Source organism: Paenibacillus massiliensis subsp. panacisoli DSM 21345 (assembly GCF_000426545.1).
In the GTDB taxonomy this organism is placed as follows: domain Bacteria; phylum Bacillota; class Bacilli; order Paenibacillales; family Paenibacillaceae; genus Paenibacillus; species Paenibacillus panacisoli.
This window is the reverse complement of sequence record NZ_AUFO01000016.1, coordinates 66,335-79,456: the sequence shown is the minus strand read 5'-3', so window position 1 is coordinate 79,456 and position 13,122 is coordinate 66,335. Positions and strand designations below refer to the sequence as shown.

Here is a 13,122-nt window from a genome sequence, read left to right as displayed (position 1 = left end):
AAATAAAAAGGAGGGCATCCGCCCTCTACTTAGCCGCTGTCGGCGCATATATTATCCCATAGTCAAAGCAAGGGCATCATACAAGGGCTCTGTGCCATCACCCCTTTTGATCTACGCCAGTCGCTCTATGTTCTTCTCTCTCTACAGCTCATCATCCAGCAGTTCGAAGTCGAGATCCTCTAACTCGCCTTCATCGGAGAGGAATTCGTAATCCTTATCCTCCTCATCGGCAGTGTCATACACACGTACCACGACCTTGGTCTCAGCGATTAGCTCTACTGCGAATTCACGCTCTACACGAATCACGACACTGTTCCCTGCCGAGGACACCGTCGCTTCCACACAGCTAGGCTCCTGCGTTGCATCCGCAGACACCTCCACTGTAGAAGCCCGGTGCTTCGGATCTACATAAGACAAACCAACCTGCTCTACATACGATACCGTTTCCTTCGCCACATCGGTTTGAGAGTTTTTGTTGTAGGAATACCAGATGTTAATATCATAGGTTCCCACAACCTCAATTCCATCGCCGGCGGAGACCGCTTCATACTGGTGGTTGATAATCCATGCCCCCAGAATGCTGGTCGGATTATGTGGCGGAGTCACGGTATGTGTTACGGTAGAGAATTTGCGACCTTTGCCGCAGATCGCTTTGGTAATAATTTCTCTACGATGTTGTTTATGACTCAATGACATTCTTGAACCTCCTCCATACAATCATTCCATACATATGTATGCAGGATGTGGGCGAATGTTGAGTAAATAGATATAGAGAAAATGAGATTATTTATCTGGAAGCACTCTTAGGAAGGAAAAGGAGAAGCGCGATGCTCTGTTGGAGCAGGAGCCTTATCCTTTTTGGCTATCTTCAAAAAACGCTCCAGCTCGCGGTTCAGCTGCAAAATAGCCGAGCGGACCTCGAACTCCTCACGTGAATTAGGCAACTCCATTTCCTTGAACTTGTTCCCTACCAGTTCGGATAGCTTCTCTGTTCTTCCGGTATAGTGCTCCGTGAGGACATCCTTACTGAGCTGCTCGAACAATTCAGCCATCAGGTCGCCCTGTGGCATATGCTCGTACATCTGCGAGACAAGCTGAAGCATATATTGAATGGATTCCAGCTGCTGCTTTCGCATATAGAAATAGATCTTCCAATCCTCTTTCGGATTAATCACCTGATTCTCCAGAGAACGTCCAGCCTCCGTGATCCCCTTGGCAATCGCCATCTCAGCATCAATAATCTCCTGACCATTCCAGACGAAGCCAGGCTCGCGCAATGTCCGAGAGATATTACTGAAGATAACGGAGAATGTCTCGTCAATATGATGCCGAATCTCCAGCATCGTATTATCCGTACGGGGCATGTAGATCAGATTCACAACCATTGCCGAGCCCAGTCCAATGAGCAGAAGGTACAGCTGGGTCAGCAGTGTATGCGTGTCCACGACCCCTTCGCTGAACACTCGGAAGACGACAACCGAGCCTGTTACAATCCCTTCCTTGAAACCAGCCCTTACAATGATCGGGAAGGCAGTCAAAATATATAGCGCCAGCACCCAGTAATGAAGACCAAACAAGAGAAAGAGTACGCTTGCAAACAAAAGGCCTACCACCGATGCAAAAAATCGGGCCGAAATAGAGCGGATACTCCTTTTACGGGTTACGTCCACCCCCAATATCGCCAGCAACCCGGCCGAAGTCGCTCCATGTACTCCGAGACCGTCTGCGATGAGGACAGCCATTAGCGCTGCAATCGCTGTCTTAATCACCCGAAAACCCATGCCATTCACATAATCCCTTCTGAAAGTCATTTTGATGCATTTTCATCATACATCATTTTTTTAGAAATAACACATTCGCTATTTTCATGACTATAATCTCATATCAGCATTAGTTCTATGCGTAACGATCACTCAGCCGGTGCTAACAAAAAGAGGACTTCTCAGGATATAGCCTCCTGGAACCCCTCTCTTATGACCAACCTATGCCCGTGATTATGGTTCATCATTGTGGCCTGCCCGCCAGCAGCTTGCGCTCCAGAAAGGCGACCCCTTGATACATCAACGTAGCTACCACCGAAATAATCAGCAGACTGGACATCACCAACGTGAAATTAAACACCTGAAAGCCATAAATAATCAAATATCCTAGCCCGCTCTTGGCTGTCAGGAATTCACCTACGATGACACCAACCCATGCCATACCCACATTCACCTTGAGTGAAGAGATAATGGTAGGAAAAGAGGCGGGCAGGATGACCTTGGCAAAAATATCGCGCTTGCTTCCCCCAAGTGTCCTGACCACCTTAATGTAATGATCATTGACTTCCCGAAAGCTGTTGTACACGACAAGCGTTGTCACGATGACCGTAATGGACAATGTCGTCATCAGAATGGCCATGAAGCCTGCTCCAAACATAACTATAAATATCGGACCAAGAGCCACCTTGGGCATGCTGTTAAATACAACCATGTACGGGTCCAGCACTCTGGAGAGGAAAGGTGACCACCAAATGAGCACTGCTAGCAGCGTCCCGAGTAGTGTTCCCAGCAAGAAGCCTGCGATGGTCTCCCCGACAGTCACGCCCAGATGACCCCAGAGCTCGCCGCTGAGTGCATCACCGACAATCTGAAGCACCACCTTGGTAGGGTAGCTGAACAGCAGTACATCAATCCAGCGCAGTCGAGCCGCGATCTCCCATAGGGCAAGGGATGCAAATAATATTACGAGCTGCACGGACAGCACACGTCGGGCTAACTGTCGACTACGTCTCAGATGCTCCCGGTGCAGAGTCTTCAGCCAGGATGAATCCCGCTTCACAACGGATTTCTCCATATCTGTCACTCCCTTCCGCCCGAGTCTTCCAGCTCGGCCCAGATTTCGTGGAACAGCTCGTTAAAGCCCGGCTGCTCCCTGGCATAAAACGGTTGTGTGTCGCGAATCTGCGCCGGTACCCGGAACATGCGTCGAAGATGACCAGGATTTCGGCCCAATACAAGGACACGATCACTGACTGCGATCGCCTCCGCCAGATCATGCGTGACCAGAATCGCTGTCTTGCCCCGTTCGCGGAGCGTCTCGGCAATCAAATCCTCCAGCTGCAGCTTCGTCTGATAATCCAGAGCCGAGAACGGCTCATCCAGGAGCAGAAGGCTGGGGTTGGTCGCAAGTGTTCGCACCAGTGCCACACGCTGCCTCATCCCACCGGACAGCTGCGATGGGTACAGCTGCTCTGTACCACCCAGTCCCATGCCACGCAGCAGGAGCTGTGCCCGTTCCTTCGCTTCCTCGTCCACACGGCCATTCAATTCGAAGCCCAGCAGCGCATTATCAAGAATCGTTCGCCAGGGAAATAAATAGTCCTGCTGCAGCATATACCCAACCATGCTGCTAGGGCCCTCTACCGCCTTTCCGCGGAGCAGGACCTCCCCCGTAGTTGGCTGCAGCAGACCCGCAATCATGGATAGTATAGTCGTCTTGCCACATCCGCTGGGGCCTACAAGACTGATGAATTCGCCGGCAGCGACCGATAGATTCAAGTCCTCTACCGCCAGAGAGGCCTCACGATCCGTCACATATACATGAGTCACATGTCTGAGCTCTACTATTCGGTTCAAGGCAGGTCGCCCCCTTTCAGCGATGATTTATTCGGTCGAAGCGGCTTGTAGCGCATGACTGTTGTCTACAATCTCGGTAAGTGGTACCCGACGCTGAAGCTCTCCAGCCCCGTCCAGCACATCCAGCAGATTATTCCACTCTGCTTCGTCAATTTCCGGGCTAACGGCGTATGTCCCCTGCTCCTTGTACCGTTTGACACTGCTGACCACAATTGCTTTGTCAGTATCCTTGAAGAATGGCAGGATCGCTTCGGCAATCTCCTCTGCTGTATGGGTGTCTACCCACAGCTGGGCTTTGTGTACTGCATTCGTGAATTTCTGAATGGCCTCGGGATGTTTCTTCATATAACTCTGCTTAGCCATGTAGACCGTATACGGTAAGTGTCCACTCTCTTCCCCGAAGGAAGCAACCACCTTGCCTCGGCCCTCCTGCTCAAAGATCGAAGCCTGCGGCTCGAACAGCTGCACATAATCGCCAGTGCCTGAAGCGAACGCCGAAGCGATATTGGCAAAATCTATGTTCTGAATCAGTTCCATATCCTGATGGGGATCAATCCCCTGCTTACGCAATGTAAATTCTCCCGCCATTTGCGGCATGCCGCCTTTGCGTTGACCCAAAAACTTGGACCCTACCAGGGAGTTCCAATCGAAGGGCCCTTCAGCATGTCGCGCGAACAGGAAGGTCCCATCCGTCTGTGTCAGCTGTGCAAAGTTCATGACAGGGTCCTCTGTACCCTGCTGCGCTACATATATAGAGGTCTCTGCTCCGATCAGCGCAATATCCGATTGATTGGATAATAGAGCTGTCATGGATTTATCCCCTCCGGGAATCGTCGTAAGCTCTACATTCAGCCCCTCTTCTTCAAAAAAGCCCTGACTCAGTGCCACATATTGCGGTGCATAGAATATTGTCCGCGCAACCTCGCCTAGTTGTATCTCGATCCCTTGCTGCTTTGGCACGCAGCCACCGAGCAATAGCCCGCACAGCACTGCTGCCATTCCCGTCTTGATCCAGCCGGCTGTTCTCATCCCCATTCCTCCCAATTCACCTTCAATCTTTCTATATAACTATGCAGACCCCTTTGGAATGGTTAATCGTACATCGCACAACAGACCTTACGAAGTTAACACCCGCTTCTCTACACTTACTACATTATCTATTCATTCGTGTCGATAGGGGTTATCTGAGTGCTTAAAGTCGCAAACTGTGCAACAATGTCTCCTGCTACTGGGGCAAGCTTCGCGCAGCGATAACGACAAAAAAGCCCTCCTTGGGAGGGCCTGCTACATGCAGCCATGATGAACGGGGTTATCCCGTGTTGCTGATTAACTGAGGGAAGCATAGCAGCATGCTATCGTTATCGTTTGGAACTATCACAAGTCTGATCAATTCCGACTAGAGCTTATAAATCTCTGTATACTTCTGCTCCAGATAATCAGCCAGATAATCCGGATTCAATTCTTCACCTGTAATGGCTTCAATTAATTCGGAAGGCGTGCGGCTCTTGCCGTACACATAAATTTTATCCGTCAGCCACTCCTTGATGGGCAGCAGCTCACCACGTGCGATATATTGATTGAATTCTGGCATTTCCTTACGCAGCGTCGCCAAAATTTGTGCGGCATACATATTTCCTAGCGAATACGATGCGAAGTATCCAAAGTCACCGCCAGACCAATGTACATCCTGTAGCACTCCCTGGCTGTTGCTTGGAGGTGTGAGCCCCAGATACGCTTTATACTTCTCATTCCATACTTCTGGTAGCTTACTGACCTCAAGACCTTCGTTGAACAGCATCTTCTCGATCTCATAACGGATAATAATATGAAGGTTATAGGTCAATTCATCGGCTTCAATCCGGATCAAGGAATTCTCCACCCGATTTACCGCCAGATAGAACTGCTCCATCGTCACGTCCTTCAATTGCTCTGGGAAATGCTTCTGCAGATCGTTATAGTAGCGCTGCCAGAATGGTTTGCTTCGGCCAATCATGTTTTCCCATAGACGGGACTGCGATTCGTGAATCCCCATCGAGGTTCCTTCAGCCAGCAGCGTACCTGCCAGCTCCTGCGAGATATTTTGCTCATACAGCGCATGCCCTCCTTCATGGAGAGAACTGAAGATCGCACTGAGGACATCATTCGGCATGTAGTGAGTCGTGATGCGAACATCCCCCGGATTCAGTCCAGTAGCAAAAGGATGCACACTCTCATCAAGTCGTCCCGCTTCGAAGTCGTAGCCCATTTCCTTGAGCAGGAACAGTCCGAATGCTTCTTGCTGCTTGACATCATAGTCCTTATGTAAGAAATCGTGTGTCGGCTGGTGCGGAGATGCCTGAATACGCTCCAATAGTGGTACCAGTCTTTTCTTAAGCCTTCCGAACACATCGTCCAACTTCGCAACCGTCAGCTCAGGCTCGTACATATCCAGCAACGTATCATAACGAGTAGCCTTCACGCCCCAGTATTCAATAAATTCCTGCTTGAAGGCTACAATCTTCGTAAGGTAAGGTTCAAAGCCAGCAAAATCGTTATTAGCCTTCGCTTCTTCCCAATAGCTCTCGGATTGCGCAGCGAGAATGCTGTACTCCTTGATCTTGTCCGCCGGAACGGAAAGATTACGCTCATATTCTGTACGGCATTCTTCAATCAGTCGTCGATCTGTATCGCTAAGATCTGCCATGATTCCTGGATCTGCAAAATACTTCAGCAGCTCGCCCATCTGTGGCGATACCTGCAGTTTGAAGCATTCTGTAGTGAGCATTCCGATCGTCTGCGAGCGGATATCAACTCCTTTGCGGGGAGCTCCCGTTCTTAGATCCCAATGCATGAGTCCGATTGCCTCCACATAGCTTTTAATCTTGCGAACCAGTTCCTTCAGCTCTTCGAGCCGCTCAGCTGGTGCTTGTGCCATGTTATCCACCTCATTTCATTTTTTTGCTTACTACTTGATGATAATTCTATAGTTACGTATAATCAAATTCAATTCCGCTTCAAAAGCTAAATTTTGAAATAAGCAATTTACCGCTTTAAGATCACTTGCAAACGTAGGAGGAATGAACGTGAATCAGATCCAGCAAATACTAGAACATAACAAAGCCTTCGTGGAAAAAAGAGAATACGAGAGCTTCAAGACTGGCAAATTCCCCAACAAAAAAATGGTGTTAATCACTTGTATGGACACCCGTTTGGTAGAGTTGCTGCATAGTGCTATGAATTTTCGTAACGGAGACGTTAAAGTCATCAAGAATGCCGGAGCGATCATCTCTCAACCCTTCGGAAGTGTCATGCGGAGCGTGCTGGTAGCCATCTATGAGCTGGGCGCCGATGAAGTCGTTGTTGTCGGACATCACGAATGCGGCATGGCTGCTTTGAACTCAGATGTCATGATCGGACACATGCTGGAGCGCGGAATATCACAAGAGGTCCTAAGTACGCTAGAAAATTCAGGTATCAAGCTTAAGAAATGGCTACGCGGCTTCGAAAATGTCACAGAAGGCGTGACAAGCACTGTGGGAGTCATCAAGAACCATCCGTTACTACCTGCGGAAGTGCCCGTGCATGGCATGATTATTCACCCAGAGACAGGTGAGCTTACCTTAGTAGTAGACGGTTATAAGCAGGAAAAAGCATAAGTTCCCTCTGCACTTGAGAGACCGATTTCAGGAAACATATGGAATCGGTCTCTTTCTGTTACATAAGCAATTCAGAGCACAAGTTGTCAAACCATACAGTTTCAGTGTACACTTTTATATAAGCCTTTTGCATAAATCCAATTCGTGATTTTCAAGAACAATATTTATAGTGCACTTCAATATTTTGCGTATATATATTGTCTTGATGGCGCTGTAATGGGTTGGGCAAAATGCTGAAATAAGTGGCTGCTCGTATGCAGCAGACCGCTCAGCCGCCGATTCAAATGTACAACATGTTCGCAAATTGGATGAAGGAGACTATTCAATATGAATTTGCTATCCTATGGTTTATTAGGATTGCTCGCTAGACGGGAATCCTCGGGCTACGATCTGATGCTGGAGATTCAGCCTTTTTGGCAAGCCAAGCACAGTCAGATCTACCCGTTGCTATCACGTATGGAGAAGAACGGACTTCTGTCCTCCCGTTGGATTCAGCAATCGGACAAACCCGACAAGAAAATGTATTCCATTACAGACAAAGGTATTCATACTTTGCAGCAATGGACTCAAGAGTCTGCAGCCCCACCCGTTACGAGGGATGAGCTGAGTCTTCGCCTATTCTGTCTATGGCTTGCTGATCAGGGCAGCGCCGTCCGTATGCTGGAAGAACGCAAACGGCATTTTACAGGACGCATTCAATATTTCGAAAAGATTCTGGAGAACATCCCGACAGATAATTTGCACTTCGGCAGCCCTTCCTTCGGCGATTTCATTCTGGTGCAGAAGGGTCTCTTGAATGCCAAGGCTGGTCTGGAATGGTGCCAGATGGTGCTTCGCATGCTCGCTACGGGTGATGTAAGAGCTGATAACAATCCGTTCTTGACGCTCAACAGCTAGTAACTTGATCGGAATTTGGACCTGATCACTCCCGAGCTGATCTGTCATTCAGAACTATTTCGGAGCACATTAGTACTCTACGGTTAACAAAAGAGGCATTGAATTACTCGTTCGTATTACACGCATAAATTTATCATTTTTTTAATAATTATTTTTGAAACCCTTCTCCAGCTGATTCGTATAACATGTGTAAGCGGCTGAGTAAGATGATTAATTTAAATTAAATGGAGGTATTCGATATTAATGAAAGCATTCTCACTTAAAAAATTCACCATGATTATGATGGCCTTCACCTTAATCTTTGCCTTGGCTGCGCCTTCCACGGCAGATGCTAGAAGAGGCGGCTTCAAATCCGGAGTCAAGAGTTACCAGCAGACACCTAACAAAGCCAACAACAGCAGTAACGTCAACAAGAGCGACAGCGGCACGAACAACACGAATGGCGCTGCATCCAACACGGCAAACCGTACTACGGGTGGTGGCATGTTCGGTGGTGGCGGACTCATGAAGGGCCTGATGATCGGCGGTATTGCAGGCTTGCTGTTTGGCGGACTGTTCGCTGGTATGGGTGGACTGGGTGAGATCCTGGGTCTTGCAGTGAACCTGCTCGTTATTTATCTGATTGTGGTAGCTGCATTCGCACTGTATCGCAACTTCAAAAATCGCCGCAAAGTCAATGATTCTCACCAAGGACGTTGATAAGCTATGGTTATAAGCATGGATGAAATTATAAATGCGGTCTGCCTTCATATGGCTGAACGCAAGCAAGTAAGCCCGACCGATATTTCGGTCGAGCTTAGCTGGGATGAGGACACAGGCTACACTGCTGAAGTATGGGTTCATGGCAGAAGTCAGTATCTGGTCGAGTCCAACATTACTGAAGCTATCCTGAGATATGTGCATACCGAATATCAGATTCGGGCCTATCGTGAGGATTTGACGCTGCATCTGGATGAAGAGATCACAGCTCATATTCGCACGTAGTCTGAACACCGAATAGATATACGCTAATAGCAAAGGGGATTCCCGCTGGTTCTATGAACCGGGGAATCCCCTTTTTGCACATAAGCTAAAATCAGACCCATCTTTTCTGCATCGCTGAATTTGATTGTCTCTAATGTCCAAAATTCAAATGGCTCTAGTGATGAACGTTATCCAATCTCACGTTTCGAATCAACTGCAGTGCTGACAGCCCGGACAGCAGCTCATCGACCGATTGCTTCACATCCTTGTGCCCAGTCGCAATTCGCAGCTCTGGGTGAGCGGGTACCTCATAGGGTGCACTGACTCCTGTAAAATCCGGAATATCTCCACTTCGTGCCTTCCGATACATTCCCTTAGGATCACGACTTTCGCAAATATCAAGGTCACAATCCACATACACCTCGCAGAACGGAATGGGACCGATGATTTCTCTGGCCTGCTGACGATCTGCTTCGTAGGGTGAAATCAATGCACAGATGGTAACCACTCCCGCATTCGCTAGTAGACGTGCGGCTTCGGCTGTCCTTCGAATATTCTCTGCTCTTGCCTCGGCAGTAAACCCCAGATCACAGTTAAGGCCTTGGCGCAATACATCCCCATCCAAGAGGGCCGTTCGAATGCCCTGCTCATGCAGGATATGCTCAAGCTCTATAGCAAGCGTGGATTTGCCTGCTCCGGGCAGACCCGTTAACCAGATTACGGCTGCTGTATGCTCGTTAAGCTGTTCCTTGTCTCGTCGCAGAAGCGGCGTACGAGCCTGTATCATGCCTGCTGCACCTCCCTGTCCTCCTGCGGTATCGGTCGACCTGGAATCCGTTCCAGCAGTCCTCCGCCGAATTGCTCACCAATCGGATGCCCCTTCATATGGATATATCCGATGTGACAGCCACACATCTTCATGCGACAGCTTCGCTCAGCAGCCAATCCCTCAAGTCCTTGCCGATAGAGATGACCGATGACTTGCCGATCCTTGTAGCATCGTTTGACATTCCCATTCCCCTGCACGTAGAAGACCGTCTCTCCTGCTGCACAAGCCTTGCCCTGACTCGGATAATCCTGTACATTCCATCCAAAGTGAGGATCAAGAGTGGTTAATTCCTCAATCTCCGCGGGCGTGTAATAATGTGGGCGGTCTTTGAAGGCATTCACCCACATATAGACCTCCTTCGGAAGCTGAGCCCGGAGCGAACGAATGGCTGGAAACGACTGACGAATCCCCACCGTTCCAACACTAAGTCCAAGCCCACGGCTGTAGATGGCTTGACATTGAGACAGAAAGTGGTCTTCCTGTGTCTGTCCTGGATGATAAGTCGCCCAGAATGACATTTTCCCTGGCTGCAATTGCTCCGTCCAGTCCAGCTTCACGGATAGATTCGTCTGAATAGATAACTTCTCGATATGGGGCATATGGGATAAACGTACCAGAGCCTCGCGATACCAGGAATGAATCAACGCCTCGCCGTAGGGATTAAAAAAGATCGACAGCGTATGCCCATGCTCCTGCTGTGCTTCAACCCAGTCTACAAATTCCGCCAGCTGTCTGCGATCAAGCATTAGTGTCTCCCGCGAATCCTTCGTCTTGCTGAAAGGACAATATGGACAAGTATAATTACAAGAGGATAGTGTCCCTCGATAATATAAAGTCGCCCTCATGCGTGTACATATCCTTCCATTCGGTTACGAACATCGGATGAAATCAACCAATCCCCAATGGCATCCGAGTAGCCAATGCCCTCCTCTGTCAGTCGAAGAACGTCCTCTTCAATATATGCAACTCCTGTACCGACCAGCATCGACAGCTCTGGTACGTGAACGAAGGGCTCTGCGCCAAAGCGCTCACTATAGGCTGCAAGCTCCAGTCCCTCTGCATGGAGAAGTGCCTTCAGGATGAAACGACGCTGCCGCTCCTCTTCATTCAAGATGAAGCCGTAGTCCACGGCATCATGTCGCTTGGCTGCCACATAATCTGCAAGAATATGCCGTGTAGCTGCAATGCTCGTACCGTATCTGGAAGCGTAATGAACGCCCTGAGTATACGAGCGTGCGCCGCATCCCAGACCTACCATTCCTTCCTCCTGACAGCTGTAGGGAAGCAGTGACTTCGTAGTACCTGCACCCTCACGTGCAAAGCGTCGCATGGAGAACTGCTTATAGCCAGCCTGCAGAAGCCGTTGACTCGCGGCCTTGTATAGCTCAAGGCGAATATCCTTCTCTAGCCCAGTCTGTCCAGGCTTGAGAATGGTATTCTCACGAACATATAGTGGGTAAATGAAGATTTCACCGGGATTGTACGACAGAGCCTGTTCCAGCGAATACAGCCACGACTCCACCGTCTGCCCAGGTAGTCCATAGATCAGGTCTACATTCAGTAGCGGGAAACGATACTCTTGTAGCATATCCAATGCCTGTCGGACCAGAGCGGGCTTTTGCGGTCGATGAATGGCTGTGCTCTCCTCTTCTACAAAGCTCTGAATGCCCATGCTGATTCGATCGGTACGGTGCTTCTTCAGCACCTCCAGCCGATCGGGAGTAACTGTATCCGGTGAGGTCTCCACCGAAATAGAGACTTGCTCCGTATCCAGCCCCATCTCTTGCTTGGCAATATGGAATACCCGCTCCAGCAGCTCCGCTGACAGCAAGGTAGGTGTTCCACCACCAATCGCAAAGCGTGAGAACGGACTTCCCTTCACAAAGGGGGCCCATTCACGTGCCTGACGCTCAAGCGCATCCACGTACTCCACATGGACATCAGCTCTTCGATCCGGGAGCGTGAAGAGATTGCAGAAGCCACATCTCGCACCGCAGAACGGGATATGCATGTACAAAAAATAGCTCTCCAGCTTCTCCTTACTCCATAGGGTGGATAATGGAATTGGTGGATTAATCTCATGATATGCCGTCTTATGTGGATAAGAGTATAAATAAGAACGATAGGGGGCCTCCTGTAGTCCTGCCTCCCATTCGATCCAGTGCTGCGGCCAATCTGCTCTGTTCATTCGCTGTGGCCTCTCACTCAGATGTGTAGAGCCGCCACGATTCATGAACAGAGCCGATTCCTCGGGCACGGTACTCATTAATGCTCCCTCCTTTCATGTATGCTTCATCAGGACATCAAGCCCCCGTTCATACTTCAATCTGCTGTCTGCTGCGCGATATTTCTCATCACAGGAAGAATTCGCGATATGGCACATTCCAGACGACCTCGTGTGCTAGCCGATGACCTTCATAGCCATCCTCTCCGTAGGCCGTTCCATGATCCGAGAACACCATGCAGAAGGTCTTGGAGCGTCTGCGCATCGCTTCGAACAGAGGCCCCAATTGCTCATCCACATATCGAAGCCCCGCTCTCTGGGTCTCGATGGAATCCTTCTTCGCGCCCGGTACAAAATAATGATTGGGGCCATGCAGAGCCGACACATTTAAAAACATAAATAGCCGCTGCGCAGGATCAGCATCAGCTAGAAGCTTCAGCGCATGATTTACTTGATGCTCCGTGGATCTCGGGTTCGTTACACCGAAGGTCATCCGCCAGTAGCTTTCCATAAAGTATGATGGCAGTACCTTGGCCAGTTTGTTCTTTTTGGTGAAGAAGATGACGCCACCTATACAAATGGTCCGATACCCTTCCTGCTGTAGTCCTGTTACCAGATCAGGTGCATCAAACAACCAGCTATGGGGGTGCGTGGGCAGTCCTGTATTTTTCGTATGAAACAACCTTACATGTGAGGTTTTGTCGGTGTTCGCTGGCGTCGGTAGAAATCCACCAAAGAAGGCATGGTGAGCCGCATAGGTAAAGCTTCCTGGTGTATGTCGCTTCTCCCAGGGGCCATCCGCACACAGGTTTGGACAATGTTCCTCCTCCAGCTTGGCTACATCATAACGCAGCGTATCCAGTGTAATCATCAGGATGTCATGGGTACCTACAATCTCATTCATATCTGGCATTCGGCACCCTCCTTGTCATTGCATTTGTCTATCTTACTCTATAT

Annotated in this window: 14 protein-coding genes; 4 read left to right on the top strand and 10 right to left on the bottom strand. The window is 49.3% G+C overall.

Features of this window, described 5'->3' with window-relative positions:
• Positions 1–141: 141 nt before the first annotated feature.
• From K331_RS0113760 to K331_RS0113735, 6 genes are all read right to left on the bottom strand, one after another.
• On the bottom strand, positions 142–696 hold the full coding sequence (locus K331_RS0113760) for an outer spore coat protein CotE (RefSeq protein WP_018884207.1): 555 nt from the start codon (positions 694–696) through the stop codon (positions 142–144).
• 107 nt (positions 697–803) lie between these two features.
• Entirely contained in the window at positions 804–1,781 is a 978-nt protein-coding gene (locus K331_RS0113755) for an aromatic acid exporter family protein (RefSeq protein ID WP_028590759.1), read from the bottom strand.
• 223 nt (positions 1,782–2,004) lie between these two features.
• On the bottom strand, positions 2,005–2,835 hold the full coding sequence (locus tag K331_RS0113750) for an ABC transporter permease (protein WP_028590758.1): 831 nt from the start codon (positions 2,833–2,835) through the stop codon (positions 2,005–2,007).
• Between the two features lie 5 nt (positions 2,836–2,840).
• Positions 2,841–3,617: an ABC transporter ATP-binding protein gene (locus K331_RS0113745; protein ID WP_051289830.1), complete on the bottom strand. Its 777-nt coding sequence runs from the start codon at positions 3,615–3,617 to the stop codon at positions 2,841–2,843.
• Positions 3,618–3,644: 27 nt separating this feature from the next.
• Positions 3,645–4,646 carry an ABC transporter substrate-binding protein gene (locus K331_RS0113740; RefSeq protein WP_028590756.1) on the bottom strand — a complete coding sequence of 334 codons (1,002 nt, stop codon included), beginning with the start codon at positions 4,644–4,646 and terminating at the stop codon, positions 3,645–3,647.
• Positions 4,647–5,013: 367 nt separating this feature from the next.
• Entirely contained in the window at positions 5,014–6,531 is a 1,518-nt protein-coding gene (locus K331_RS0113735; RefSeq protein WP_028590755.1) for a carboxypeptidase M32, read from the bottom strand.
• A 148-nt stretch (positions 6,532–6,679) separates the two neighbouring features.
• On the opposite strand from K331_RS0113735, the gene K331_RS0113730 reads away from it, so the two are divergent.
• The 4 genes from K331_RS0113730 to K331_RS0113715 all read left to right on the top strand — a co-directional run bounded on the left by K331_RS0113730 (position 6,680) and on the right by K331_RS0113715 (position 9,133).
• Positions 6,680–7,252, top strand: a complete 573-nt coding sequence (locus K331_RS0113730; RefSeq protein ID WP_028590754.1) for a beta-class carbonic anhydrase — start codon at positions 6,680–6,682, stop codon at positions 7,250–7,252.
• A 327-nt stretch (positions 7,253–7,579) separates the two neighbouring features.
• Complete coding sequence (locus tag K331_RS0113725; RefSeq protein ID WP_018884200.1) at positions 7,580–8,149, top strand: PadR family transcriptional regulator; 570 nt, start codon at positions 7,580–7,582, stop codon at positions 8,147–8,149.
• Positions 8,150–8,392: 243 nt separating this feature from the next.
• Complete coding sequence (locus K331_RS0113720) at positions 8,393–8,848, top strand: hypothetical protein (protein ID WP_018884199.1); 456 nt, start codon at positions 8,393–8,395, stop codon at positions 8,846–8,848.
• Positions 8,849–8,854: 6 nt separating this feature from the next.
• Positions 8,855–9,133, top strand: coding sequence for a YxcD family protein (locus K331_RS0113715; protein ID WP_018884198.1), 279 nt, complete (start codon positions 8,855–8,857; stop codon positions 9,131–9,133).
• Positions 9,134–9,287: 154 nt separating this feature from the next.
• Here K331_RS0113715 and cysC read toward each other — a convergent pair whose 3' ends face one another.
• From cysC to K331_RS0113695, 4 genes are all read right to left on the bottom strand, one after another.
• Positions 9,288–9,899, bottom strand: a complete 612-nt coding sequence (gene cysC / locus K331_RS29535; protein ID WP_036634891.1) for an adenylyl-sulfate kinase — start codon at positions 9,897–9,899, stop codon at positions 9,288–9,290.
• Positions 9,896–10,786, bottom strand: coding sequence for an STM4011 family radical SAM protein (locus K331_RS0113705; RefSeq protein WP_028590753.1), 891 nt, complete (start codon positions 10,784–10,786; stop codon positions 9,896–9,898). Before K331_RS0113705 ends, cysC begins: the two co-directional genes overlap by 4 nt.
• Positions 10,783–12,129: an STM4012 family radical SAM protein gene (locus K331_RS0113700; RefSeq protein WP_226383600.1), complete on the bottom strand. Its 1,347-nt coding sequence runs from the start codon at positions 12,127–12,129 to the stop codon at positions 10,783–10,785. The genes K331_RS0113705 and K331_RS0113700 overlap by 4 nt, the downstream gene beginning before the upstream one ends.
• Before the next feature lie 166 nt (positions 12,130–12,295).
• Positions 12,296–13,078, bottom strand: coding sequence for an STM4013/SEN3800 family hydrolase (locus K331_RS0113695; protein WP_028590751.1), 783 nt, complete (start codon positions 13,076–13,078; stop codon positions 12,296–12,298).
• Positions 13,079–13,122 lie beyond the last annotated feature (44 nt).